The sequence below is a fragment of the Amaricoccus sp. genome (genome assembly GCF_017995835.1).
Taxonomy (GTDB): Bacteria; Pseudomonadota; Alphaproteobacteria; order Rhodobacterales; family Rhodobacteraceae; genus Amaricoccus.
On record NZ_JAGOID010000015.1, the window covers coordinates 15,735 to 41,789 of the forward strand.

Annotated in this window: 21 protein-coding genes; 19 read left to right on the forward strand and 2 right to left on the reverse strand. The window is 72.2% G+C overall.

Going from position 1 to position 26,055, the window contains the following annotated elements:
• Positions 1–11: 11 nt before the first annotated feature.
• Positions 12–953, reverse strand: a complete 942-nt coding sequence (locus KBA23_RS04330; protein ID WP_290737149.1) for a quinoprotein relay system zinc metallohydrolase 2 — start codon at positions 951–953, stop codon at positions 12–14.
• Positions 954–1,474: 521 nt separating this feature from the next.
• Complete coding sequence (gene tssH / locus KBA23_RS04335) at positions 1,475–4,225, reverse strand: type VI secretion system ATPase TssH (protein WP_290737150.1); 2,751 nt, start codon at positions 4,223–4,225, stop codon at positions 1,475–1,477.
• Positions 4,226–4,340: 115 nt separating this feature from the next.
• Here tssH and KBA23_RS04340 point away from each other — a divergent pair, with 115 nt between their 5' ends.
• The 19 genes from KBA23_RS04340 to KBA23_RS04430 form a co-directional block, all read left to right on the forward strand.
• A complete protein-coding gene (locus KBA23_RS04340; RefSeq protein WP_290737151.1) occupies positions 4,341–6,416 on the forward strand; it encodes a serine/threonine-protein kinase in 2,076 nt (691 codons plus the stop codon).
• Between the two features lie 92 nt (positions 6,417–6,508).
• The gene (gene tssA, locus KBA23_RS04345) at positions 6,509–7,636 is read left to right on the forward strand and encodes a type VI secretion system protein TssA (RefSeq protein WP_290737169.1); all 1,128 of its coding nucleotides are present in this window, start codon (positions 6,509–6,511) and stop codon (positions 7,634–7,636) included.
• A 15-nt stretch (positions 7,637–7,651) separates the two neighbouring features.
• Positions 7,652–8,176: a type VI secretion system contractile sheath small subunit gene (tssB, locus tag KBA23_RS04350; protein ID WP_290737152.1), complete on the forward strand. Its 525-nt coding sequence runs from the start codon at positions 7,652–7,654 to the stop codon at positions 8,174–8,176.
• Between the two features lie 3 nt (positions 8,177–8,179).
• Positions 8,180–9,691: a type VI secretion system contractile sheath large subunit gene (tssC, locus tag KBA23_RS04355; RefSeq protein ID WP_290737153.1), complete on the forward strand. Its 1,512-nt coding sequence runs from the start codon at positions 8,180–8,182 to the stop codon at positions 9,689–9,691.
• Between the two features lie 29 nt (positions 9,692–9,720).
• The gene (gene tssD, locus KBA23_RS04360; RefSeq protein WP_290737154.1) at positions 9,721–10,176 is read left to right on the forward strand and encodes a type VI secretion system tube protein TssD; all 456 of its coding nucleotides are present in this window, start codon (positions 9,721–9,723) and stop codon (positions 10,174–10,176) included.
• A 24-nt stretch (positions 10,177–10,200) separates the two neighbouring features.
• A complete protein-coding gene (tssE, locus tag KBA23_RS04365) occupies positions 10,201–10,917 on the forward strand; it encodes a type VI secretion system baseplate subunit TssE (protein ID WP_290737155.1) in 717 nt (238 codons plus the stop codon).
• A gap of 4 nt (positions 10,918–10,921) precedes the next feature.
• Positions 10,922–12,781 (forward strand): type VI secretion system baseplate subunit TssF, encoded by a 1,860-nt coding sequence (tssF, locus tag KBA23_RS04370; protein ID WP_290737156.1) that lies wholly within the window; start codon positions 10,922–10,924, stop codon positions 12,779–12,781.
• Positions 12,745–13,785, forward strand: a complete 1,041-nt coding sequence (tssG, locus tag KBA23_RS04375) for a type VI secretion system baseplate subunit TssG (protein WP_290737157.1) — start codon at positions 12,745–12,747, stop codon at positions 13,783–13,785. The genes tssF and tssG overlap by 37 nt, the downstream gene beginning before the upstream one ends.
• The gene (gene tagH, locus KBA23_RS04380; RefSeq protein WP_290737158.1) at positions 13,782–15,062 is read left to right on the forward strand and encodes a type VI secretion system-associated FHA domain protein TagH; all 1,281 of its coding nucleotides are present in this window, start codon (positions 13,782–13,784) and stop codon (positions 15,060–15,062) included. Before tssG ends, tagH begins: the two co-directional genes overlap by 4 nt.
• Positions 15,059–15,523 carry a type VI secretion system lipoprotein TssJ gene (gene tssJ / locus KBA23_RS04385; protein WP_290737159.1) on the forward strand — a complete coding sequence of 155 codons (465 nt, stop codon included), beginning with the start codon at positions 15,059–15,061 and terminating at the stop codon, positions 15,521–15,523. The genes tagH and tssJ overlap by 4 nt, the downstream gene beginning before the upstream one ends.
• Before the next feature lie 13 nt (positions 15,524–15,536).
• A complete protein-coding gene (gene tssK, locus KBA23_RS04390) occupies positions 15,537–16,868 on the forward strand; it encodes a type VI secretion system baseplate subunit TssK (RefSeq protein ID WP_290737160.1) in 1,332 nt (443 codons plus the stop codon).
• Between the two features lie 4 nt (positions 16,869–16,872).
• On the forward strand, positions 16,873–18,189 hold the full coding sequence (icmH, locus tag KBA23_RS04395) for a type IVB secretion system protein IcmH/DotU (RefSeq protein ID WP_290737161.1): 1,317 nt from the start codon (positions 16,873–16,875) through the stop codon (positions 18,187–18,189).
• Positions 18,189–21,719: a type VI secretion system membrane subunit TssM gene (gene tssM, locus KBA23_RS04400; RefSeq protein WP_290737162.1), complete on the forward strand. Its 3,531-nt coding sequence runs from the start codon at positions 18,189–18,191 to the stop codon at positions 21,717–21,719. Before icmH ends, tssM begins: the two co-directional genes overlap by 1 nt.
• Before the next feature lie 46 nt (positions 21,720–21,765).
• Positions 21,766–22,287, forward strand: a complete 522-nt coding sequence (gene tagF / locus KBA23_RS04405; protein ID WP_290737163.1) for a type VI secretion system-associated protein TagF — start codon at positions 21,766–21,768, stop codon at positions 22,285–22,287.
• Between the two features lie 2 nt (positions 22,288–22,289).
• Entirely contained in the window at positions 22,290–23,159 is an 870-nt protein-coding gene (locus tag KBA23_RS04410; RefSeq protein WP_290737164.1) for a DUF4150 domain-containing protein, read from the forward strand.
• 12 nt (positions 23,160–23,171) lie between these two features.
• Positions 23,172–23,621, forward strand: coding sequence for a hypothetical protein (locus KBA23_RS04415; RefSeq protein WP_290737165.1), 450 nt, complete (start codon positions 23,172–23,174; stop codon positions 23,619–23,621).
• A 2-nt stretch (positions 23,622–23,623) separates the two neighbouring features.
• Entirely contained in the window at positions 23,624–24,112 is a 489-nt protein-coding gene (locus KBA23_RS04420; protein WP_290737166.1) for a hypothetical protein, read from the forward strand.
• On the forward strand, positions 24,112–25,191 hold the full coding sequence (locus tag KBA23_RS04425) for a DUF2169 domain-containing protein (protein ID WP_290737170.1): 1,080 nt from the start codon (positions 24,112–24,114) through the stop codon (positions 25,189–25,191). Before KBA23_RS04420 ends, KBA23_RS04425 begins: the two co-directional genes overlap by 1 nt.
• Positions 25,179–26,055, forward strand: an 877-nt coding sequence (locus KBA23_RS04430) for a hypothetical protein (RefSeq protein WP_290737167.1), incomplete at its 3' end; no start/stop codon positions are given. The genes KBA23_RS04425 and KBA23_RS04430, both read left to right, overlap by 13 nt.

A 26,055-nucleotide genomic window follows, 5' to 3' on the forward strand; every position in this document is an offset into this window, starting at 1 on the left:
GGATGTCTCTCCTATTCCCACTCGAGTTCCTTGTAGGCCTGGGTGACGTTCCGGCCATTGTAGTCGTCGAAGAGCGCCCAGTCGCCGCGCTGCGACAACCCGGCGGTCGCCGTCGTCTCGACGAGGGTCCGCCCTTCCGCGATCGCGCGGCGCACGTCGTCGCGCAGCGTCGTGAGGTAGCGTCGCAGCGGCGCGATGGCGGCCGCGGTCTCGACGAGGGTCGGGCCGTGGCCGGGAACGGCGGCGCGGGCGCCGAGGGTCTCCAGCGCGTCCAGCTCGGCGAGCCAGCCCGGGAGGCTGCCGTCGAGCGAGGGGACGCGGCCGACGAAGAGCAGGTCCGCCGGGAAGAGCAGCCCCGCCCCGGCGTCGTGCATCGAGAGGTCCGAGCGCGTGTGCGCCGGCCCATGGCTGCGAAAGGTCAGCCTCCGGTCGCCGAGATCGACCGTCGCGCCCTCCGCGCCTACCGTGCGGGTCGGCATGACCACCGGCCCGGCCCTTTCCGGCCCGAGCAGCGCGGCGAGCTTCTCGCGGTAGAACTCGCCCCGGACCGCCAGCTCGTCGGCCAGCCGGGGATGTCCGATGAATTCCGGCGCGTCGCCGAGGAAGGCGCCGGCGCCGAAGGCGTGGTCGGGGTGGACGTGGTTGATGACCACGTGCCGGATCGGCCGGTCCGTGCGGGCGCGGATCTCGTCGCGGAGCCAGGCGCCGTCGGCGAGGCTGCCGCCCGGGTCGGCGACCAGCACCGCGTCGCGGCCGATGACGAAGCCGGCGTTGCCGATGCCGCCGAGGTTTCCGGCGGTGGCCTCCTGGTCCGGGCCGCGCCGGACGAAGACGCCACGGGCGACCTCGTCGAGGGTCGCGCCGAAGGCGAGGCCCGGCGCGCAACAGAGGGCCGTGGCGCCGACGAGGACGCCGCGGCGGGTCGCTGCGAAGGTTCGCGGTTCCGATGACATCCCAAGGGCCCTGCGCCAGAATCGCCGGTCGGGCCGAGGCGGTCAACTCGGCGGTTGGTATGATACCGGCGAGTCTACCAGGCCACCCGGCGCAGCACGGGCTAACACGCGTGATAGGTAGGGTAACTACCTGAGTACACACGATAAAAGTGCTAAGGCTCAAAAAGGTCCGCGAGTCGTTTCATGAGCCCGCCGGTATGATATGATGCCTTCTCCGCCTGATTGCCTTGGGCGCAACCTGCGGGAGATGCGCCCCGGATCGCAGGAGCGGGGCGCCTGTGGCGCGCCGCGCGATCCGGTCGCTTGGAGCGCGTGAGCGCGGAGAGCGAGGGGGGTTGAGCGTCTCCGTCGGCTTGCAATCGGGGCGCGCCTGCCTGGCGGGCGCGTCTATTGCGCCTGCCAAGGGGCAGGCAGGCGCGCCCCGATTTGTCGACGGACAAATCGGGGAAGTGAATGCGCAGACCGATGCAATCAGCGGATTTCGTACGATGCCGGCCGCCCCGTCGCCGGGCGGGTCGCGGCTATTCGAACGCATAGGCGAAGCCGTCGGCCCCGGCGGTCACCGTCACGCGGGCGAGCGGGCGGCCTTCCAGCGTGCGGGCGAGGACGCCGCGGCTGAGTTCGGGCAGGAGGGTGTTGGTCAGGATCGCGTCGATCATGCGGCCGCCGGACTCAAGTTCGGTGCAGCGGGCGCGGATCGCGTCGATCACGCCGTCGCCGATCACCAGCTCGGCGTCTTGCGTTTCGCGGAGGCGGCGGGAGATGGCGGCGAAGCGGTGGCGCGCGATCGTCTCGATCATCGCTTCGGACAGCGGATAGTAGGGGATCGTCACCACGCGGCCGAGGAAGGCCGCCGGGAAGGTTCCGAGGAGCGGGGGGCGCAGCGCGGCGTCGAGCGCGTCGATCGGGCCGCGGCGGCGGCCCTCGTCGGTGAGCCGCATGATCACCTCGGAGCCGACGTTGGAGGTGAGCAGGATCAGGCAGTTCTTGAAGTCGATGCGGCGGCCCTCGCCGTCGTCCATCATGCCCTTGTCGAAGACCTGGAAGAAGATCTCGTGGACGTCGGGGTGGGCCTTCTCGACCTCGTCGAGGAGGATCACCGAATACGGGCGGCGGCGGACGGCCTCGGTCAGCACCCCGCCCTTGCCGTAGCCGACATAGCCCGGGGGGGCGCCCTTGAGCGTCGAGACGGTGTGCGCCTCCTGGAACTCCGACATGTTGATGGAGATGAGGTTGTCCTCGCCGCCATAGAGCGTCTCGGCCAGCGCCAGCGCCGTTTCGGTCTTGCCGACGCCGGAGGGGCCGCAGAGCAGGAAGACCCCGACCGGCTTCTCGGGCGCGCCGAGACCGGCGCGGCTGGTCTGGACGCGCTTGGCGATCATCTCCATGGCGTGGTCCTGGCCGACGACGCGCTCGGCGAGGATCGAGGCAAGGGCGAGGGCCTTTTCGGTCTGGCTGGTCAGCATCCGCCCGGTGGGGATGCCGGTCCAGTCCTGCACCACCGCGGCGACGGCGTTGCGGTCGACGGAGGGCAGGATCAGCGGCGTCTCGCCCTGGGCCTCGGCGAGATCAATGGTCAGCGCGCGCAGGCGGGCGAGGTCGGCCGCGCGTTCGGCCGCCGGGTCGGGCGCCGGATCGGGCTCGGGTTGCTGCCCGGGCGCAGGTTCGGCGGGCGCCTCCGTCTCCGCGGTCGCGGGTTCCGGGGCGGTCTCGTCGGCGGGCGCGTCGAGGGGGGCGCCTTCGCCACGCAGCTTCGCGCGCAGGGCGAGGATCTCGGTCACGAGGGCGCGCTCGGCCTCCCAGCGGATCTCGGCGGCGGCCAGGGCTTCGTCGACCTCGGCGAGGCCGGCCGCGACCCGGGGGGCGCGCTCGCCGGTGTCGATGCCGATGGCGTCCTCGCGGGCGATGATGCCCTGCTCGACCTCGAGCGCGGCGCGGCGACGGCGGAGATCCTCGACCTCGGCCGGGGTGGCGTGCTGTGAGACCGCGACGCGGGCGCAGGCGGTGTCGAGCAGGCTGACCGCCTTGTCGGGCAGTTGGCGGCCGGGGATGTAGCGATGCGACAGGCGCACGGCGGCCTCGATGGCCTCGTCGAGGACCTGCACGCGGTGATGCGCCTCGAGCGTGGCGGCGACGCCGCGCAGCATCAGGATGGCGGGGGCCTCGTCGGGCTCCTCGATCTTCACCACCTGGAAGCGGCGGGTCAGCGCGGGGTCCTTCTCGATGTGCTGCTTGTACTCGGCCCAGGTGGTGGCGGCGATGGTGCGCAACTCGCCCCGGGCGAGCGCGGGCTTCAGCAGGTTGGCCGCGTCGCCGGTGCCGGCCGCGCCGCCGGCGCCGATCAGCGTGTGGGCCTCGTCGATGAAGAGGATGATCGGGGTTTCCGAGGACTGGACCTCGTCGATGACGGATTTCAGGCGCTTTTCGAACTCGCCCTTCACGCTCGCGCCCGCCTGCATCAGGCCGATGTCGAGAAGGTGCAGGGCGACGTCCCTGAGCGGCGGCGGCACGTCGCCGGCGGCGATGCGCAGCGCGAAGCCCTCGACCACGGCGGTCTTGCCGACGCCGGCCTCGCCGGTGAGGATCGGGTTGTTCTGCCGCCGCCGCATCAGGATGTCGACGATCTGGCGGATCTCGGGGTCGCGGCCGAGGACCGGGTCGATCCTGCCGTCGCGGGCGCGGGCGGTGAGGTTGGTGGCGTATCGGGCCAGCGCGCCGTCGCCGCCCGGTTCGCGCTTCGGGGCCTCGGCCGGCGGGCCGGCGGCGGGCGCGGCGCTCTCGATGGAGCCGTCGAGGACGTCCGGCAGGCGGGCGAGCATCGCCTCGGCGTCGATCCTGTCGAGCTCTGGGCTGATCTTGCCGAGGAGTGCGGCGAGGACGGGCGTGCGCAGGCAGGCGAGCAGGACGTAGGCCGAACGGACGGTCTCGTCGCCCCGCTCCAGCGCGCCGAGGCTCCAAGCCTCCTGGATGGCGTGGAAGATGTGGTCGGAGAACTCCTCGATCGAGGTGGCGCCGTAGGGGAGCCTGTCGATGGCGCGGGTCATGTCGGCGGCGAGGCGGCTGGCGTCGACGCCGGCCTCGGCAAGGATGAACTGCACGTCGGAGCGCACGGTCAGCGCGAGCTGCTCGATCCAGTGCGCGAGCTCGACATAGGGGTTGCCCCGCAGCTTGGCCGCGTCGGCGGCGGCGCGGAAGGCGCGCAGGCAGACTGGATCGAGCTTCGCCAGAAGCTCCTTGCGCTTGTAGGTCGCCGACGCGGGGCGCTGCAACATCGGGGAGCCTCCGGTCCAGCGAGACCAATTCAGTTGATCCGACGCCTCCTGCGCCGTAGCGTGCCATAATCGCGGCGCAATTGATAGCGCGCCGCGCCTCGCGCGTGAGGGCCCAATGGTCGATCCGCTTCCCGGGGACATCTTCCGCAAGGGGCAGGTGCTCAACAACACCTACGAGGTCGAGGGCGTGCTCGGGCGCGGCGGCACCGGCGAGGTCTATCGCGCGCGCAACCAGATCACCGGCCGGGTGGTGGCGATCAAGGCGCTGAACCGGCAGTTCTCGCAGAACGACGCCTATCTCGAGCTGATGAAGCGCGAGGAGGAGATGCGGAGCATCAGCCACGACGCGGTGGTGCATTACACCGACTGCAACCGGGCCGACGGGGGCGCGGTCTACCTGGTGATGGACTATGTCGACGGCGCGCCGCTGTCGGAGCTGATGCAGGGGCGCGGCGTCGGCGCGCGCGATCTCCTGGTGGTGGCGCACCGGGTGGCGGAGGGGCTGGTCGCCACGCATGCGCGCGGCGTGGTGCATCGCGACCTGTCGCCGGACAACATCATCCTGCGCGGCGGCGAGCCGGAGCAGGCGGTGATCATCGACTTCGGCATCGCCAAGGACAGCGGGCCGGGGGCGCGGACCATCGTCGGCAGCGGCTTCGCGGGGAAATACGAATACGCGGCGCCCGAGCAGATGAACGGGCGGGCGGAGCCGCGTTCGGATCTCTATGCGCTCGGGGCGTCGTTGCTTGCGGCGTTCCGGGGGCGTGCGCCTGACGTGGGGGCGAGCCCGGGAGCGACGCTGCGCGCCAAGGAGCGGCCGCTCGACGTCGAGGGCGTGCCGGAGCCGCTGCGGCGGCTGATCGAGGATCTCACCCAGCCGGATCCGGCAAGGCGGCCGCCGTCGGCGGCCGCCGTGGTCGCGGAGATCGACCGAATGCTGCGGCCGGTCTCCGCCGCGGCGGCGCAAGGGGCGCGGCCGCGGCGGCGGCTCGGCCCGGCGCTGGCGGTGCTGGCGCTGGCGCTGCTGGCGGGCGGGCTCTGGGCCGGCGGCGTCTTCGACCGGCTGCTCGCGCCGCCGCTGCCGGTGGCCCGGCCCTACCTGCTGACCGCCGGGGTGGACGTCGACGGCGTGGCGACGCTGACCGGAAACGCGCCAGATGCGGCGGCGCGGGAGGAGATCGCGCGCGGCTTCCGCTCGGTCTCGGGGCGCGCCGCGCCGGCGGACGGGCTGACCCTCGCCGACGGCGCCCCCGTGGCGGGCTGGACGGCGGCGGCGCAGACGCTGCTCGCCGCGGCGCAGGGGCTGGAGGACTGGCGGCTCGAGGTCGTCGACCGCGACGCGGCGCTCACCGGGACCGCGCCGGACCGCGAGGCGCGCGACGCAGCGGTGGCGGCCTTCGGCGCCGCCGCCGATGCGGGCGGGTTCTCCGGCCGAGCGCGCATCGCCGCCGGCCCGCGCTGGCTCGATGTCGAGACGGTGCGGGGATGGCTCGCGCCGCACGCCACCTGCGGGCCGCTGGAGGTGCGCGAGCCCGAGGGCGGACGCTTCCCGCTCGATGCGCGGATCGGCGTCACCGGCCAGGTCGCCGAGGCGGGCGCCGCCGGTCGAATCGAGGCGGCGATCGCGCCGCGCCTCGGCGACCGGACGCTGGCGCTCGACCTCGTCACGATGAACCCGGCATTCTGCGAGGTGGCCTCGGCCGTCCCGGGGACCGCGCCCCGGGTCGGCTCGTTCGCGCTCGGGCTCGGCGGCAGCCCGGAGCCGAACCTGTCCGGGATCTACGAGGTCGGCGACAACCCGGTCATTGACCTGGTGCTGCCCGTCACGCTCGACGCCGGACATCTGTGGGTGGAGATCGCCGACGTCACCGGCAACGCCTACAATCTCGTTCCGAGCGACAGCCGCCCCGACACGCTGCTCGCGAACCTCGGCGAAGTCGCCGGCGGGTTGAGGACGATCCGGGTCGCCTTTGCGGAGGACGAGGCGGGGCCCGGCAGGCCGGCGTTCCGGATCGACGCCACGTTCGGCAAGAGCCTGCTGCTCGCCCTCGTCACGGACCGGCCGCTCTTCGAGGTGGCGCGTCCCGTCGAGGAGACCGCCGCCTTCGGAGAGGCGCTGCGCGCACGGCTCGCGAGCGGAGCGGTCACCGTGCTCGCCGAGACGACGCAAGTTCTCGATTCGCGGAAGTAGCCAGCCGCGCAGGAAACTTGTGCGACTCGGTCGTCTGTGGCACGCTTTTTTCGGTCCCGGGCTTTATTTCGCGGGGTTTCCTGTTGTTCGAGTTGTCGCCTTGGCTTGCTCCCATCGATGGCTCCAATCCGTCCGGGGAGAATCTGCGCAACGATCACCGGTTCCACGAGCTCGAGAGGCTCATGGAGCGCCGCGTCGAGGTGATCCGCGACGAACGCAACGCCCCCGCCGGCCAGACCGTGCTCCCCATCGACTGGGCCGAGGTGCTGCGCCGCGCCGAGGCTCTGCGCGGGCAGGGCCGCGATCTCCGGCTGCTCGTGATAGTCGCACGCGCGCTGACCAACGAGCACGGCCTCGCCGGGCTCGCCGACGGTCTCGCGCTGATCGCCGGCAACATTGACGAGCATTGGGACACGATGCACCCCGACCTTCGCGAGGGGCTGCCGCCCCGCGAGGCGGCATTGCGGCGGATCAACGCGCTGGCCCAGCTCGAGAACGACCAGGACGGCCTCCTCGGAGACATCGCGGTGGCGACCTGGTTCGCGCCGCGCGGGCTCGGGCCCGTGACCGGGCGGGATCTGGAGCGGGGAATGCTGGACGTTCGCGCGGTTCTCGCCGAGGCGCCGGGCGGGTTGAGCCAGGTCGAGCTGGCGAAGATCGGGGCCGAGCAGGAACAGCTCGTGACCCGCGTGCGCGCGGCCTGCCTTGCCGCGCTCGACCAGTCGCCCGAAGAGTTCGCCGCGCTGCGCGCCGATGCGACGGCCGCCGTCGACGCGCTCGGCTCGCTGCAATCGTCGCTGGCGGCGCGGATCGGCGAGGGCGAGACCACGCCGCGGCTCGCGCGTTTCCTTGCGCGCATGACCGCGACGCTGACCCACGACCGGGGCGCGCCGGCGCCCGCGCCCGCCGCCTCGGCGGAGACGCCCGCGACTGACGGCGCGGGCCCGGCCGGTCTTGCGATGGCCGCGGCGGCGACCGGGGCCGGGGCGATCCCCGACCGCCTCGGCAGCCGCGAGGAGGTGATGCGCTGCCTCGATCTCGTCATCGCCTTCTATGACCGCACCGAGCCGGCGAGCCCGATCCCGCACCTGGTGCGGCGGGTGCGGCGCATGGTGCCGATGGACTTCATGCAGCTGATGGAGGAGCTCGCCCCGGCGGGCCTCAAGGAATTCAGGCTTCTCGCCGGGGTCGCCGACGAGAAGAAGAAGGGGCAATCCTGACGAGAGGGCGAACGGATGAGCGAAACCAAGGCCAAGGTGATCGAACGCAACCGCGCGCCGCGCGTGCAGATCGCCTATGAGGTCGAGCATTACGGCAGCCCGACCACCGTCGAGCTTCCCTTCGTCGCGGGCGTGATGGCCGATCTCGCCGGCGCCTCGCAGACGAGCACGGCGTTGAAGCCGGTGCAGGATCGCAAGTTCACCGAACTCGACGCCGGTTCCTTCGGCAAGTTCATGGAGGATCTCGGGCCCCGGGTGAAGGCTCGGGTGAAGAACGTCATGCCCAAACCCGAGGGGGCCGAGGCGGAGGAGGAGATGTTCATCGACCTGACCTTCGGCTCGATGGGCGATTTCGCGCCGGACAAGCTGGCCGAGCAGGTGCCGCAGCTCGCCGAGCTGCTCCGGATGCGCCGCCAGCTCGTCGAACTCCTCGGGTTCATGGATGGCCGGGTCGACGCGGAGAAGCGCATCGCCCAGCTCCTCAACAACGAGCCGCTGCTCCAGCAGGTCGCGGACGCGGCGGTGAAGGCGGAGGAATGAGCCATGGCCGATGACGAGAAGGAAGCGGCGGGCGCCGCGGTCGCCGAGGCCCAGGCCGTCGATCTCGACGAGTTCAGCGATCTCCTCGAGAAGGACTTCCGCGTCAGGAAGGACGACAGCGAGCGGCTGAAGGCGCTGGTCGCCAACCTCGCGATCGCGGCGCGCGCCCGGTCGGAGACGACGACGATCTCCTCGAACGCCATCAAGTCGATCAAGTCGCTGATCGCCGGCATCGACGGGCTCCTGACCGAGCAGGTCAACGAGATCCTGCATGCCCCGGAGGTCCGCGAGATCGAGGGGACGTGGCGGGGCCTGTGGTATCTCGTCAACAACACCGAGACTGATCAGAAGCTCAAGATCAAGGTGATGAACATCTCCAAGACCGAGCTTGCCGACACCCTCGAGGACTACGAGGGGCAGATGTGGGACAAGAGCCCGGTCTTCAGCAAGGTCTACACCGACGAATACTCGATGTTCGGCGGCGAGCCCTTCGGCTATCTGCTCGGGGCCTACGAGTTCTCGAACCATCCCAAGGACGTCGGGCTCTTGCGCAACCTTTCGGGCATCTGCGCCTCGGCGCATGCGCCCTTCATCGGCGCCGCCTCGCCGCGGCTGTTCCGGATGGACAGCTGGCAGGAGCTGCCGAACCCGCAGGACCTGCAGCAGATCGTCTCGAACCCGGCCTATGCCTCGTGGCAGTCGCTGCGCGAGAGCGAGGACAGCCGCTATATCGGGCTGACCATGCCGCGGGTGCTGGCGCGGCTGCCCTACGGCGCCGACACGGTGCCGGTGAAGGGCTTCTCCTTCGAGGAGGAGGTGGGGGGCGACCACGAGAAGTACGTGTGGATGAACGCGGCCTTCCCGATGGGCGTCAACATCAACCGCAGCCACAAGCTGTTCGGCTGGGGCACCCAGATCCGCGGGGTGGAGAACGGCGGCGCCGTCATCAACCTGCCGGTGCACACCTTCCCGACCGACGACGGCTCTATCGCGATGAAATGCCCGACCGAGGTGGCGATCGACGACCGGCGCGAGGCGGAGCTGGCCAAGCTCGGGCTGATGCCGATCCTGCACCGCAAGAACACCGACCTCGCCGCCTTCATCGGCGCGCATTCGTTGCAGGACGACGAGGCGCGGGCGGGGCGGCTGGTCGACCCGGACGCGCAGGCCAACGAGCGGCTGAGCGCGAACCTGCCCTACCTGTTCCCGGTGTCGCGCTTCGCCCATTATCTGAAGGCGATCGCGCGGGACAAGATCGGCTCGTTCAAGGAGCGGTCCGACATGCAGGCGTGGTTGACCGAGTGGATCAACCGCTACGTGCTCGCCAACCCCGCCTTCGCCGACGACAAGGCGCGGGCGAAGCGGCCGCTCGCCGCGGCGGAGGTTGAGGTCAGCAGCGTCGAGGGGCGCCCTGGCTATTACGCGGCGAAGTTCTTCCTGCGACCGCACTACCAGCTCGAGGGGATCAACGCGTCGCTGCGGCTGGTCTCCGAGCTGCCCTCGATGAAGAAGTGAGGCGACCATAAGCAGCAAGGGAATTTGACATGAAGATCGACGGCTTTCTGAAAGTCCCGGACATCCCCGGCCCCAGCACCCGCGACGGGCACGAGGAGGAGATCGAAATCCATGCGATGAAGTTCTCCATGGAAGCGCCCTACGACCCGAACACCTTCGCCCGACGCGGGCGCGTGTCGATGGGGCTGATCACCTTCTGCAAGTACAGCGACATGGCGACGCCGTTCCTCGCCCGCGCTCTCTTCGACGCGAAGGCGCTCGGCGAGGTGGTGTTCTCGGCGCGGCGCACCGTCGACGCCGAGAAGAAGGATTACCTCGTCATCACCCTGACCGACGCGACGGTCCTAAAGTTCGGCATGCGCCAGCCCGAGGAGGAGGCCGAGGCCGACCTGATCGAGGAGGAGGTCTCCTTCGCCTACCAGAAGATCGAATTCGTCTACGACGACGGCGACCCGCAGGAGATGGACGTTCAGGTCGGCGTGTGACGGGCGCGCCCATGGGGAGGCAGCGTGGAAGTAGGTGCTGAGGGCATCCGGGCGACCCGCGAGGCGGCGCAGCCGTCGCTGTGGGATCGGCTGGCCAACGACCTTCCCGGCGTGCAGTCCGAGATCGCCGGGCTGGAGGCCGGGCTCGGCGCGAGGCTGGGCCAGGAGCGCGTGGCGGCGCTCGTGGAAGGCGGGCCGCGGGCGATCGAGGCGGAGGCCGGGATCGGCCCCGAGGAGCGGCGGAGCCTTTTGCGGCTGGTCGGGCTCGGGCGGCGGCGGGCCGAACTGGAGGCGCGCGGCATCGTCGTCTCGGCGGACGTGCTGCGCAAGGCGGTCTGCCGCGACATCGAGGCGCTGTTCAACGCCGAGCGGTTCGACGCGCGGCCGCTCTGGAGCGAGCGCGAGGCGGCGCAGGCCGGCGACGACCCGCCCTCGCTCGCCGACTTTCCCGAGGTGCGCCGCAGCGTCGTCAATTTCGGCGTGCCGCCCTTCGCGGGACGCTCGGTGCGCGATTTCGACCGCGAGGGTCTGGCGCGCGAGATCAAGGCGGTCCTCGCCGCCTTCGAGCCCCGGCTTCGGGAGAGCGCGACGAAGGTCACCGTCTCCACCGGCGACCGCTCGGGTCTCGCCATCGAGATCGACGCGCTCCTCATCATGGCGCCCGCCCCGGAACGGTTGCGGTTGCGCACCATGATCGACCTCGACAGCGGCCACGCCGAGACCCGGCTCGCGGAGGGCTAGGGCGATGGACCGGGTCTTCCTCGAATACTACGAGGACGAACTCGCTCATCTGCGCGGTCTCGCCGTCGAATTCGCCGAGATGCATCCCTCGGTGGCGCGCAACCTGTCCCTCGACACCGTTCCCTGCCCCGACCCCTACGTCGAGCGTCTGCTCGAAGGCGTGGCCTGGCTCGCGGCGCGGACGCGGCTGCGGCTCGACGGCGAGGCGGCGCGTTTCGCCCGCGCCACGCTTGACGCGCTCTATCCCGACCTCGTCGCGCCGGCGCCGGCGGTCGGTCTCGTGAGCCTGAAGCCCGGTCGGCAGGTGCAGGGGATGCCGGGGGGCTACGTGGTCGCGCGGGGGGCGCGGCTGGTGGCGGGGCTGCGGCCGGGGCTCGCGACGCGGGCGAGCTATGTCACCGCGCAGGACGTGACGCTCTGGCCGCTGGAGGTCGCGGGGTGCGACTACCTGCGCGACCGGGCCGGCCTCGCGGCGGCAGGGCTCGCCGCGCCGGGGGCCGAGGCGGCGCTGCGCGTCACGCTGGCGCGGGTCGGGCCGGGGAGCCTCGCCGAGCTGGCGCTCGACCGGCTCGAGCTGCACTTCCGCGGCCACGCTCCGGCGCTCTTCGACACGCTCTTCGGCGCGGTCGTCGCGGTGGGCGCACGCCCGGCGGGCGCGGCGCCGGGCGCGCTCGTCCCGGCCGGAATGCCGGAGATGGTCGGGATCGCCGACGCCGAGGCGCTGCTGCCGCGGACGCGCCCGGGATTCGAGGGATACCGGCTGCTGCGCGAGTATTTCCTGATGCCCGAGCGCTTCCATTTCGCCCGGGTCGCGGGCCTCGGCCCGGCGATGCGCCGCTCCGACCGGGCGGTCGAGTTGGTGTTCCTGCTGCGCCGCCCTGCGCCGGAACTCGCCGAGGTCACGCCCGCCGACCTCGGGCTCTTCGTCACGCCGGTGGTCAACCTCTTCGAGCGCGACTGCGACGTCATCGACGTCGATCCGCGGCGGACCCGGCAGGTCGTCCATGCCGACCGCACCCGGGCGCGCGACTTCGAGATCTGCCGCGTGCTCAAGGTCGAGGACGCCGACGCCGACGGTCCGGCGGCGGAACTGCCGGCGCTGTTCGGGCTCGCCGCGGCGCCGGCCTCGGGCTGGATGCATTCGGCCGAGCGCCGGCCGCGCCGGGCGGCCGAGGACGAGCGGCGGCAGGGCCAGCTTCGCAGCTCCTATGCCGGCGACGACGTCTTCGTCTCGCTGTCGCGGCCGCCCGGCGCATCGACGCGACCGCTGCGCCGGCTCGCGGTGCGGGCGCTGTGCAGCAACCGCGACCTTGCGCTCATCGACGACAGCCCGGCGCTGACGCTCGATTCCGGCGACCCGGTCGAGGCGGTGACGCTGCTCGGAACGCTGCGGCCGCCGCGACCGTCGCTCGCCGCCGCGCCGCCCCGCGCGCTGGCCGGCGAGACGCGGGCCGACGAACTGGCCTGGCGGCTGGTTGCGCAGCTTTCGCTCGATTTCCTCGGTCTCGCCGAGGGGCCGCGCGGGGCCGAGCCCCTGCGGGCGCTGGTCGGGCTCTATGCCGACCGCGGCGATCCGGCGCTGGCGGGCCATGCCCGGGCGCTGGCGCGGGTCGAGGCGCGGCCGGTGCTGGAGCGGCTGCCGATGGCTGGGCCGATGTGCTTCGGCCGCGGCACGGAGGTGACGCTGACCGTGGACGAGGCGGCGCTCTCGGGGCACGCGGCGCTGCTGCTGCCCGCGCTCCTCGCCCAGCTCTTCGCGCGCTACGCGGCGATCAACGCCTTCGTGCGCACCCGCATCCGGCTCGTCCGGCGACAGGAGGAGGCAGCATGGCCGATGACGCCGGGCCGGCGCCCGACGATCTGACCGCCGCCGTGGCCGCCGCCGTCCCGGGCGGGCTGGAGGCGAGCGAGTTGCTGCGTCGGCTGGAGCGTGGCGGCGGCCGTTTCGGACATGCCGGCCCGCCGGCGCGCGAGCCGGCCCGGCTCGGCCAGCACCTGCGACTCGCCTTCGCCACGCGCGACGTCGCCGAGGCGGTTGTGGGCGCGGCGGGCCGGCCGGCGCGGGTCGTCGTCGTCTCGCCCGGGCTGCTCGGACCGGAGGGGCCGCTGCCGCTGCACCTGACCGGCTGGGTGCTGGAGCGGCTGTCGCAGCGCTGGTTCGCCGGCGGCGCCGAGGGCGGCGCGACCAGCGACACCACCTTCCTCGATTTCGCCAACATGCTGCAACATCGCCAGATCGCGCTCTTCTACCGTGCCTGGGCCGATGCGCGGCCCGAGGTGCAGGCCGAGCGCGCCGGCGGCGGTCGGCCGCGGGCGATCGTGGGCGCGCTGGCCGGCATGGGCCTGCCGGGCGCCGAGGATGCGGAGTTCGGGTCGCTCCGGCTGGCGTTCGCGCCGGCGCTGGCGCGGCAGGTGCAGGGACCGGAGCGGCTGACCGGCCTCCTCGCCGCGGCGCTGCGCGTGCCGGTCGCGCTCGGCGAGTTCGTCGGAGCGTGGACGTGGATCCCGGCGCGGTTGCAGACCCGGCTCGGCGGGGCCGGGGCGGCGCTCGGGCGTGGCGCGACGACCGGGCCGCGGACCTTCCGGCGGCAGGACCGGGTCGAGGTCCGGCTCGGGCCGCTCGCGTGGCCCGAATTCGAGCGGTTCCTGCCCGGCGGCCCGGGCCTCGCCACCCTGGCGGCGGCGACGCGGCGCATCCTCGGCGACACGCTGGAGGTGGCGGCGCGGCTGGCACTGCGACCGGGCGAGGTTCCGGCGGCGCGGCTCGGCGCGACGCGGCTGGGGCGGGACGGCTGGCTCGCGCCGCGGGCGGACGCGGGCGCCGAACTCAGGCTCGGCCGGCTGGTCGCTGGCGGGGGGGCGTCATGAGCCTTGTCCTCACCCTCGAGGGCGGATCGCGACCGCAGGCGGTGCGGCAGATGCGGCTCGACACGGGCGCGCTGGTGATCGGCCGCGGCGCCGAGGCGGACTGGCGGATCGACGACCCCGACATGTTCGTGTCGCGGGCGCATTGCACCATCGCCGCCGGCCCCGACGGCTACGTCGTCACCGACACCTCGACCGGCGGGCTCTTCGTCGACCAGGCGCGCGCGCCGCTGGGCAAGGGCAATGCCGCGCCGCTCGTGGACGGGACGCAGCTGCGGCTCGGCGACTACGTGGTGCGCGTGTCGCTGCGCGACGCCGCCGGCGCGGCGCCGGCCGAGCCGCGGCAGACCGCCGCGGCGGGGTTTGACGATTTCTTCACGCCGCGCCCGGCCGAGCCGGCGCCGGCGCGGCCGGCGAGTCTGCCCGACCCGTTCGACGCGCCTTCGCGCCCGGACTACGCCGAGACGGAGGCGCGGGCGGAGCGGTCGGGGCTGCCCAACTTCGACGATCCCTTCAGCCTCGATCCCGTCCCCGCCGGGCAGGCCCCACCGGCGCCGGGGGGCTTCGGCTTCGACTGGGATATGCCTGCGCCCCCGCCCGTCGCGCCGGCTCCCGAGCCGCGCCGCGAGGCGTCGATGCCGCCGCCGGAGTTGCCGCCGGCGCCGGTCGCCCCGGCGCGTCCGGCGTCGCCGCCTTCGCCGGACGCAGGCCGCGCCGCGTTCCGCCGCGGGCTCGGGCTCGACCCGGACGCGCCGGCGGCGGATGTCGAGGCGGAGATGGAGGCGCTGGGGCGGGCGTATCGGCTGATGGTCGAGGGCTACATGCACCTGCTGCGCAAGCGTGCCGAGGAGAAGGGCGAGGCCCGGGTGGCGCAGACGACGATCGGCGCCGTCGAGGTGAACCCGCTCAAGTTCATGCCGAACGCCGATGCGGCGCTCGACGCCATGCTGGCGGGCCGCGCCGGCTTCCTCGGACCGGAGGCGGCGGCGGCGGGCGCGGTGCGCGACCTGGCACAGCACCATGTCGCCGCCTGGCGCGGGGTGCAGGCGGCGCTCCGGCGCATGATCGACCGTTTCGCGCCGGAGGCGCTGGAGGAGGAGCTGAAGCGGCATTCGGCGCTCGAGAAGCTCCTCGCCGGCGGGCGGCGGGCCAAGCTCTGGGAGCTTTACGAGGCGCGCTATCGCGAGATCGCCAGGAGCGCGGAGACGCGCTTCCTCGGCGAGGTGGGGGCCGACTTCCGCGACGCTTACGAGCGGAGCGGGGAGGAGAAGGGGGAATGACGATGATCGACCGTCGGACGATGCTGGTTCTGACCGGGGCGGCAGGGCTCGCCGCCGCCTGCGGCGGCCCGCCGGGGCCGTCGACGGTGTCGCTCGCCTTCACGGGGCAGCCGGGGATGAACCCCGGGCCGGACGGGGCCGACCGGCCGGTGACGGTGCAGATCCTGCGCCTGCGCGACGCCGGGGCGTTCGCGTCGGCGGACATGTTCGCGCTGACCTCCGACCCGGCAGCCGCCCTGCCGACCGACATCGTCGGGTCCGACCAGGTGGCGCTCGCGCCCGGCGGCTCGGCCTCGAAGGCGATCACCGTCGAGCCGGAGGCGACCGCGGTGGGGCTCGTGGCGCTGCTGCGCGAGCCGGGCGGCAAGGTCTGGCGGACGAGCTTCCCGGTCTCGCCGGGCTCGACCGTGAAGGGCACGGTGACGCTCGGGCCGGGCGGCCTCGCGGTCGCGCTCGGCTGACGGGGCAGGGGGCATGGCCGAAGCCGACAAGGTGCTGTGGTCCGAGGGTCTGTTCCTCCGGCCCCAGCATTTCCAGCAACAGGACCGCCACGTCGAGGCGCTGGTGCGCGCGACCCTCGCGGCGGCGCCGCTGCCGGCCTTCGGCTTCCGCGACGTGACGATCGACCGGGCGCTGCTCGAAACCGGTCGCGTCGCCGTGGTCTCCGCGCGCGGCGTCTTCCCCGACGGCACGCCCTTCGCGATCCCCGAAACGATGGACCCGCCCGAGCCGGCGGCGATCCTGCGGCAGACGCCGCCCGGCCCGGTGCTGCTGGCGCTGCCGCTGGAGCCGGCGGGCGGCGCGACCTTCGACCCGGCCCATGCCGCGCCGACCGGCGCGCGCTTTCGCGGCCGGATCGAGCGGCTGCGCGACGCGGTGGCGGGCGGGGCCGAGGCCGAGGAGGTCGAGCTTGCCCGTCCACAGGCGCTGCTCCTGCCGCCCGGCCGCGATCCCGGCGGCTACGCGACCCTGCCGGTCGCGGGGTTGAGCGGGCTGCGGGCCGACGGGGGCGTGGCGCTCGCCGAGGGCTTCCTGCCGCCGGCGCTCGCCATCGCGGCCGCGCCGGACTACGCGAGCCTGCTCACCGAGACCATCGCCGGGCTCGACCGCATCGCCGAGGCACACGGCGCCGTCGTCCTCGGCGGCGCGGGGCGCAGCGTCGAGAACCTGCTCGTCCTCGAACTCGCCAACGCCGCGCGGCCTCGTCTCGCGCATCTGCTGGCGCAGAACGGCTGCCATCCCTCGGAGCTGTTCCTGGAACTCGCCGGCCTCGCCGGGCGGATGGCGACCTACGGCTCGGGGGCGCGGCGCATGGCGGAACTGCCGGCCTACGACCACCTCGCGCCCGGCCCGGCCGTCGCGGCGCTGACCGACACGCTGCGCTCGCTGATCCTGAGCCTGCGCTACGTCGAGCAGAAGTCCCGGGCGCTGGCGGTGATGAAGCACGCGACCAACGTCTGGAAGGTGCGGCTCGAGCCCGACGTCCTCGGCGCCAGCCGCATCGTGCTCCGCGTCGGCTCGGAGCTGTCCGAGGAGGCGCTGCGGCGCATCTTCGTCAACCAGGTCACCGTCGGTTCGGCCGACGAGTTCGAGGGCCTGTGGAAGTCGCGCCTGCCCGGCATCCGGCTGAAGCCGCTGCACTCGCAGCCGCGCGAGATCCCCTACGATGGCGACCGGCTGTGCCTGGAGCTCGACCGGGCGAGCGAACACTTCGCCTCGCTCGCCGAGGCGCCGGGCTTCGTCATCGGCGTCTCGGGCGTTCTGCCGTCCGAGCCGCAGCTCGACTGCTACGCGGTCAGGAGGTGACGGGGTGAGCGGCGAGGATCCGTTCGGCCTGTCCGAGGATTTCGGCCGCACCCGGATCCGGCCGCCGCCGCCTTCGGCCGCGCGCCGCGCCGCCGCGGAGCCGGCCGCGCCGGTGGTGCGCGACCGGGCGCACCCGAACCCCTTCGTCGTCGCCTTCGGCCCGCTCCTCGAGTTCGCGCCCGAGCTCGAGGCCGCGCAGGCCCCCGACGACGCCGACCTGCTGCGGGTCCGGTTGGAGCGCGAACTCGTCGCCGGCCGCGACGCGGCGGTGACGGCGGGCGTTCCGATCGCGCGTGCCGACGCGGCCGCATGGGCGGTCGGGGCGCTCATCGACGACCTCGCCATCAACACGCCATGGGGCGGCGCCAGCGCCTGGCCGCGCCAGCCGCTCCTCGCCACGCCCGACGCGGGGGCGCAGTTCTTCGACCGGCTGGAGGCGCTGGAGCGCCATCCGGGCCGCGATCGCGACCTGCTGGAGCTGCACTACCTCTGCCTCGCCCTCGGGTTCCGCGGCAAGTACCGCGTCCCCGGCCGCGCCGGCGACCGCCCGCTCGCCGCGGTGCGCACGGCGGCCGCCGCGCTCCTGCGCGACCCGGAGGTCGAGGCGGCGCCCCTGTCGCCGCACTGGCGCGGCGTGATCGCCCCCGACGCGCCCCGCCGCTTCGCCGCGCCGATCTGGGTGCTCGCCGTCGTGGCGCTGGCGCTCGCCAGCGCGATCTACGTCGGCCTGTCGCTCCGCCTTTCCGGCCGGGCCGACGAGCTGGCGCTGCTCGCCCGCGCCGTGCCGCCGCCGGAGCGCGCCGAGGTGTTCCGCGCCGAGCGGAAGGGGGTCGCGGCCACGCCCGAGGCGCTGCAGGCGGTCGAGTTCGAGCTGCTGCCCGAGTTTGTCGCCGCCGCGCCCGAGGGCTTGCGCCCCGCGCTCTCCGGCCGCGAGAGCGTTTCGGTCACCAGACTCGTCATCCAGTGGACCGACCCGGAGGTGTTCCAGTCGGCGCGGGCGTCGCTCAGCCCCGGCTTCGAGCCGCTGATCGCCGCGCTGGCGAAGGTGATCGTCGCCAACGCCGACGTGATCGGCGGCGTCGAGGTCGTCGGCCACACCGACTCGGTCCCGCTGCAATCCTCGAACCCGCTCAGCTCGAACCAGCGCCTGTCCGAGGCCCGCGCCGCGACGATCGCCAAGCTCCTCGTCGCCGGCGGCGTGCCTGCCGATCTGGTCCGCGCCGAGGGCCGCGCCGCGACCGAGCCCGTCGCCGACAACCGGACCCGCGAGGGCAGGGCGCTCAACCGCCGCGTCGAGGTGCTGGTGGAGAAGCGGATCTGATGGCCATCCTGCGCTTCATCTGGGCTGTCGTCTCGTCCCGCTGGCTCTGGACCGCGATCGGGCTCGTGCTCCTGTCGGCGCTGGTCTGGTTCTGGGGCCCGCTCCTCGCCTTTGGCGACGCGGCGCCGCTCGCCTCGGAGACCGTCCGCCTCGCGCTGATCGGGGCGCTGGTCTTTCTCTGGCTGCTGTGGATCGTGCTCGCGCGGCGCCGGGCGATGCGGGCGAACCGCCTCTTCGTCGCCGAGCTGGCGCAGGCCCCGGAAAAGCCCAAGGCCCCCGGAGAGGAGAACGTCGCCGCCGTGGGCGCGAAGTTCCAGGAGGTGCTGGCCGAGCTGCGCCGCCGCAAGCTCGGGGGGCGGCGCTTCCTGCGCGAGATGCCGTGGTACGTCATCATCGGCCCGCCGGCGACCGGCAAGACCACGGCGCTGCGCCAGTCGGGGCTGAGCTTCCCGATCGACCTGACCGACGACCTCCAGGGGGTGGGGGGCACCCGCAACTGCGACTGGTTCTTCACCGAGGACGCGGTGCTGATCGACACCGCCGGCCGCTACGTCGTGCAGGAGAGCCAGCCCGAGGTCGACGCCGCCGAGTGGATGGGCTTCCTCGATCTCCTGAAGAAGCATCGCGGCCGGCGCGCGCTCAACGGGGTGATTGTCGCGCTGTCGGTCGAGACGCTGAGCGACGGCGACGCGGCGATCCGCGCCCATGGCCGCGAGATCCGCAAGCGGCTGAACGAGTTGCAGCTCAAGCTGGAGATGCGGCTGCCGGTCTACCTGATGCTGACCAAGGCCGACCTCGTCGCCGGGTTCGAGCCGTTCTTCGGCGACCTGACCACGCCCGAGCGCGAGCAGGTCTGGGGCGCGACCTTCGCCCCCGGCGCCCGCGTCGACGGCGCCGAGGCGGCGCGCGAGCTCGTCGATCTCGCCGGCGAGCTGGAGCGGCGCATCACGCCGCGGCTCGAGGCCGAGGAGCGCACGTCCGTCCGCGCCGAGACCTTCCGCTTCCCCGCCCAGGTCGCGAGCCTCGCCGAGCCGCTGCGGCTCCTCGTTGAAACCGTGTTCAGCGAGACCCGCTACGAGGAGAGCGCCTGGCTGCGCGGGGTCTACCTGACCTCGGCCACCCAGGAGGGCGCGCCGATCGACCGGCTGACCGCGGCGCTCGCCTCGTCCTTCGGCCTCCCCGCCGGCCCGCCGCCGCCGCGCCAGCGCACGGAGCGGCGGAGCTTCTTCCTCAAGGACCTGATGACCGAGGTCATCTTCAAGGAAGCCGGGCTCGGCGTGCTCGACCCGGCGGCGGAGGAGCGGCGCGCCTGGATCTGGCGCGGCGCCGCCGTCGCCTGCGCCGCCGCCGTCCTCGCCGCGGGGCTCGCCTTCACGCTGGCCTACCTCTCGGGCCGCGGCGCGGTCACGGCCCAGGCCGCGGCGCTCGAGCGGCTCCAGGGCACGCTCGCGCCCGTGGCGGCGCGGCAGGCCCCGGTCGATCCGCTCGACCTCGACGTGGCGCTGGAGGCGATGACCGCGATCGGGAACGCCGCCGTCCCGCCGCCCGGCGGGCTCGCCGGCGTGATCGGCCCCTCGCCGGCGGCCGAGATGGCTGCGGCGCAGGCGACGGCCTACGACCGTGGGCTGAGGAACATCCTCGAGCCGCGCATGGTGGCGCTCCTCGAGGCGACGATGTGGCGTCACATCCGCGACCCGGAATTCCTTCTCGACGCGCTCAAGACCTACCGGATGATGACCGGGCTCGCCCAGATGGACCCGGACTTCGCCGCCGAGTGGTGGACGACCCGGCTGCCGGAGTTCGCGCCCCTCGACCCGTTCCCGACCCAGGTCGCCGCCGACCACCAGCTCGCCGCGCTGCGCCGGATGGCGCTCGAGGAGAGCTACGTCGCGCCCGACGAGGCCCTGGTCGGGCAGGCGCTCGCCTCGATCTGCTCGATCCCGCTCGCGGTGCGCGCCTACAACGCGCTCCGGACCGACCCGGCGGCGGTGGCGCTCGATGACTGGATCCCCGCCGTCCCCGCCGGCCCGAACGGGGCGCGCGTCTTCACCCGCATCTCCGGCAAGACGCTCCGGGTCGGGATCGACGGCATCTACACCTATCGCGGCTTCCACGACGTCGTGCTGGCGCGGATCGAGGACGTGGCCGCCCAGGCCGCGCTCGACCGCTCGGTCTTCGCCGGCGGCTGCCCGGAAAGCTCCGACCCCTCGGTGACCGTGCTCGCCGACGACATCATGAAGCTCTACTACGAGGACTTCATCGCGCAGTGGGACGGGTTCCTACGCGACGTCCGCCTCGCGCCGTTCACCGACCTGAGCGTGGCGGGCGAGAACCTCAAGGACCTCTCCAGCGCCGATTCCGCGCTGCGCCGGCTCGTCGTCGCGGTCGCGGCCGAGACCGACCTCGCCCGGCCCCCCGACGCCGCGGCGGCGGGGGGCGCGCCGCCCAAGGCCGCGTCGAAGATCCTCTCCAAGCTCGGCAAGCTCGGCAAGCTCGCCAAGAAGGGCGCGAAGCTCGTCCCCAAGGCCGGCGCGGCGTCGAGTGCTGCGGTCAGCGGCCAGACCGTCTCCGACCATTTCAAGCCGATCCGCGCCGCGGTGCAGGAGACCGACGGCCAGCCGCCGCTCCTGACCGACGTCGAGGCGGCGCTGACCGCGCTATCGAACGTGCTCCAGACCGTCGCGGCGAGCCCCAACCCCGAGGAGGCGATCAAGCAGCAGGGCGGCCTCGCCGAGCTGACCGCGCAGGTGGCGAACCAGGCGGCGATCCTGCCCGACCCGCTCGACGACTGGCTGGCCGGGATCGCCGGCGACACCATCGGCCTGACCGTGACGGCGGTGGTCGAACGGCTGAACGCGATCTGGAAGGCGGACGGCAAACCGCTCTGCGACGCTGCGCTGGGCGGCCGCTATCCCTTCGTGCGCGGCTCGATGATCGACGTGACGCTCCTCGACTTCCAGCGCATGTTCGGTCCGGGCGGCGTGTTCGACGCCTTCACCAACGACGAACTCGCCCCCTACATCGACACCGCGAGCCGCCCCTGGCGCTGGCGCGCCGACCTCGGCCGCGATCCCGCGACCCTCGTCCCCTTCGAGAAGGCGCGCCGCCTCCGCGACGCGCTCTTCCCCGGCGGCTCCGGGCCGGTGATGGACTTCACCGTCGTCCCGATCGACCTCTCGCCCAACCTGAGGCAGGTCGCGCTCAACGTCGGCGGCGCGACGCTGGCCTACATGGGCGCGCCCACCCTGCCGATGCAGATGACCTGGCCCGGCGACGCCGGCGCCTTCGTCTCGGTGACCTTCATGCCGCTGAACGATCCGCGCGACGTCTACTGGACCGAGCCCGGCGACTGGGCCTGGCTGCGCCTCCTTCAGGCGGGACGCCTCTCGCCGACGCAGCAGCCCGAGGTCTTCACCCTGACCCTCGGCCGGGGCGGCTACTCGGCCGTCTACGAGCTGCGCGCCGCCTCGGTCGAGAACGCGCTCGACCTCTCGATCTTCGAGGGCTTCGCATGCCCCGCCCGGCTCTGACCCGCGCCGCCCCCTCGCCCCGCCGAGGCTTGCCGGGAGCCCGCCCGTGACCGGCTTCTTCGGCAAGATCCCGGCTGCGGGCGACTTCGTGAGCTGGAACCTTCCCCGGTCCTTCACCGACCGCTGGGACCGCTGGTTCTCCGCCGAGCTCCTCGCCCGCCCAGACGAGGGCCCCCTCGACCCCCGCGCCTGGCGCTTCGTCGTCCCGGCGGGCGTCTTCGGCGACCAGCCGGTCGCGGGTGTGTGGCGGATGAGCGAGGACCGGGCGGGACGGCGGTATCCGTTCGTGATCGCGGCGGTGGGGGCGGCGCCGGATCCGGGGGATGCGTGGTTCGAGGCTGTGCAGGCCGCCCTCGACGATGCGGTGGATTCGTTCCTGAGCCCCGACCTGGTAGCACGCAGGGTCGGCATGCTTGGTGCCATCGGCTCGGGGTGCGCCATAGCTACGATCCAGTTCTGGCTAGATGACTGGGAAGTGCAGGAGTTTCGGTTCTCTGACGCTCGTGAACTCGCCGCCACTGGACTAGCGGTCATGCGCCGACCACGCCGCGTCGTCGAGGCGTTCTGACGATGGGCAACTCCGTCTACGCAGAGGGGATGGGGTACTTCCACAAGGGAAGCGGGGGTAAGGGGGTCGCACCCGGGGATGCTTGCCTCACGCCGCCGCCGCCGCCCGGCGGTCCCCTCCCGGTCCCCTACGTGAACATGCTTTCTGCCGCCGATCTGGCCAAGGGCAGCAAGACGGTGAAGGTCCAGGGGGAGCCGACCGCGCTCGAGAACGCCTCTCATGTCTCCACCAGCACCGGAAACGAACCCGCGACCCAAGGAGGCGGTGTCATCACGCACAAGACGAAGGGAAAAGGGCACTTCAGTATCTGGTCGTTCGTCGTAAAGGCCGAAGGTAAAGGCGTCGCCCGGCATGGCGACATGATGGAACAGAACACTGCCAGCCCCCTTCCGAACTGCGTCGACAGCGCGGCCTTTGTCAACTTCCTCCTGACGCTTACCGAAAATCAGATGAGAAAAGATTGCCCGCCATACGAATACAGTAAGCATTATACAAAGACCACGAGGAGTCAGAGGAGAAAGGTTAAGAAAAAACCATGCTGGGAGTGTCAGCGTGATCTAGAAAACTATCGAAAACGAAAGAAGACGCCTGAGAACGACAAACTGATTGCCGAGAAGGAGCGGAGGATCAAGAATCAGAAATCGGGAAAGGAGAAGCCGATGATAGCCGACCACCAGCCCCCGCAGAGCGTCGCATGGGAGATGGGTGGCTGTCATATGAGGTTGAAGACCTTCAAGAAGCGGATGCGCAAGCTGTTTGTTCGCCCGCATTGCGAAGAACACAGCAGCGCGCAGGGGACCGAGATGGGCAAGCTGGATCGTCAAGAAATCTATGATGCAATGAACGCGAATGTCCCTGGGCTTAACATCTGAAGAGCAGGTCAAATGTTCGATCCGGAATACGAGACTATCCTTGCAAGATGGATCTCGGACTTGAGGTCAGAGATCCCCCCCATCCAACTTTGGTGGAGCGATCTGCATACGCGGTTGGAGAGCGAGGCCACAGGGTTGACGCGCATTCACTGGCCAGCGGGACCCGTCGGCCATCCTCGGATCATAGCGCTCTACCGGCAGTACTATTTCGAGGTTCGCTCCCTGAACATCCGGGTTGACCAACTTGCGGAGCATGCCGATGACGGCCCGGGGCCCGCGCCACACATGCTTTGGGGCGTGGACGATGCTCAGGACGACGAGGAGGAAGGCGTGGCATCTCCCGTTCCCCCGAACGTTCTACTGCTGTCCGCACTTCGGAGCTACGCTCCGGATGTCGCCGAGTTTATGAAAAAGTTCGACTTCAAACCTATCGGAGAGGATCCTGACCTTGAGGTCTGCTGATCGTGAAACTTCTCACGTCACACAACGTTAAGACGGGCTTCTATCGACTGACGATGGCGCCGAAGGATCTGCGCCCGCGCAAAGGGGCGATCTCCGAGTCGCACGCTTTGGCGACTGCGCCGCTTTCCTATAAGGCTCTGTTCTCCGACTATCTTGCCGAGTTCCACCCCGTGTACGACCTCGCGGCCGCCAGATGGAACGGAGACGTCGAGGATCTGATTTCTCAAGGCCTGACCTTTACCCAAGCCATTCGGACGAAGATCGACGACGGGGTTGCCGGCCCGGCTGGGCATCCAAGGGTTGTTTGGTTGATCAGGAAGTACTGGCTCGCGTGTTGCACCTTGAATAGGGAGGGACGTACCGAGTCGATACTGCCAGAGACCTTCCTTCTGGAATGGCTCGCAGAGACAAGAGAGGACGGTTTCGTCCAACTTCTCACTGCCATGCCCTACTGGCCCATAGGCATCGACGAGAACGGGAACTGGTGCTGATGGCCTTCGCGGTCTGGCTCGAGAACCGGACGCCCTTCGCTGCGGCCACCCATGTGCAGGTGGATGCGGAGGGGCAGGAGGCGCTCGTGCTCATGCTCTCGGCGAGCTTCGAGGAAGAAGGGGGTCTCAGGCCGGCCGGGGAGCAGACGCCGGTCGCGTTCGCGGACGTGCCGGGCGGGGACCCGGCGCTGTCGTCGACGCGCTACGAGGCGGATATCGCGCCGGTGAAGCCGGCCGTCGACGTCATCGTCAACGGGGTCGCCCATGCCCCCGGGGGAAGGGCGGCGGCGGAGGTGCAGGTCGGCCTGCGGGTCGGGCCGGTCAGGAAGGTGCTCCACGTCGTCGGCGACCGGGCGCGGGCCGCCGGGGGGTACAGCGCGCCGCGGCCGTTCGTCACGATGCCCGTCGTCTGGGAGCGGGGCTGGGGCGGCACCGCGGAGGACGGGCAGTGCGAGGTCAGGAACCCGGTCGGGATCGGGTTCCGGGGGGCGCGATCGGCCGATCCGGCGGTGCTGAGCGAGGCGCCGAACGTCCTCTATCCGGCCGAGGCGGCGGCGGGGCCGGGGGATAGGCCGGCGCCGGCGGGGATGGGCGTGGTCGGGCGCGGGTGGCGGCCGCGGATCGGCTTCGCGGGGACCTATGACCAGGCTTGGATCGACAACCAGTGGCCGCTGCCGCCGAAGGACTTCGACCCGCGCCACAACCTCGCGGCGCCGCAGGACCAGCAGGCCCCCGCCCTGCCGCCGGGGACGGTGGCGACGCTCGTCAACCTCACGCCGGAGGGGCGATGGGAGTTCCGCCTGCCGCGGATCGCGGCGCCGGTCAGGCTGATCTACGACGACCGGGTGGAGGAGACGGATTTCGTGCCGGACACGGTGCTGATCGAGCCGGAGATCCGGCGGGTGACGCTGAAGGCGCGGCGGGTGTTCGTCACCCGGCGGAATGCGCCGGCGTTGCGGGAGATCGCCTTCGGGCATGTCTCGCCGGTCTGGCTGAACGCGCGGCGCAAGCGCAAGGCCTATCTCAACCCGCTCGGCGGCGACGGCACGCTGACCGACCGGCCGACATGGTTGCCCTGACCCCCCCGCTCTGGATTTGCGGCGCGGGGGCGGTGACCCCGGCCGGGCTCGACGCGGCCCAGACCTGTGCGGCGATAAGGGCGGCGCTCTCGGCCTTCGAGGAATACATCCGCAGCGATCCCTTCGGCGCGGTGCAGATCGTCGCCCGCATCCCGGCGCACTGGCAGCTGCGGCGGACCGAGGGCGAATGGCTCGTCAACATTGCGGCCCGGGCGCTCGGGGAGGCGCTGGCGAGCGGCGACGTGGCGGCGGAGGAGACGGTGGTGCTGCTCGCGCCGCCGGAGAGCTTCCGCGGGCATCCGGGCTATGAGAACGTGCCGCCGGAGCGGTTCCTCGCGGCGGTGCTGGAGGCGGCGGGGGTGCGGGTCCATCCCGCCTCGCGCGCCGTCGACGGCGGGCCGGCGGCGACCGTCGGGCTCCTCGCTCATGCGCAGGTGGTGCTGGCGCGGGAGGGTGCGGCGCAGGTGGTGCTGGGGGGGGTCGACAGCCTCGTCAACGCGGCGGACCTCGCCCGGCTTGACAAGGCGGGGCGGTTGAAGGGCGATGACAACGCCCAGGGGCTGGTGCCGGGCGAGGGGGCGGTTTTCGTGCGGCTGCGCGCGGTGCGCGAGCCGGGGGCCGCGGCGGCGACGCTCGGAGTGGGGAGTGCGGCCGAGGCGGAGACGGTGATCGGCTCGGAGCGCTACAGCCAGGGCGTCGCGCTGCGCGCCGCGCTGGTCGAGGCGGTCGCGGCCCCGGCGCCGCCGGAGCCGGCGATCGACTTCGTGGTAAGCAACGGGAATGGCGAGCGATATTCGGCATGGGAGGCGATGATCGCCCGGCCGCGGTTCTACCGCACCCGGCGCGAGATGCTGCCGACGGCCT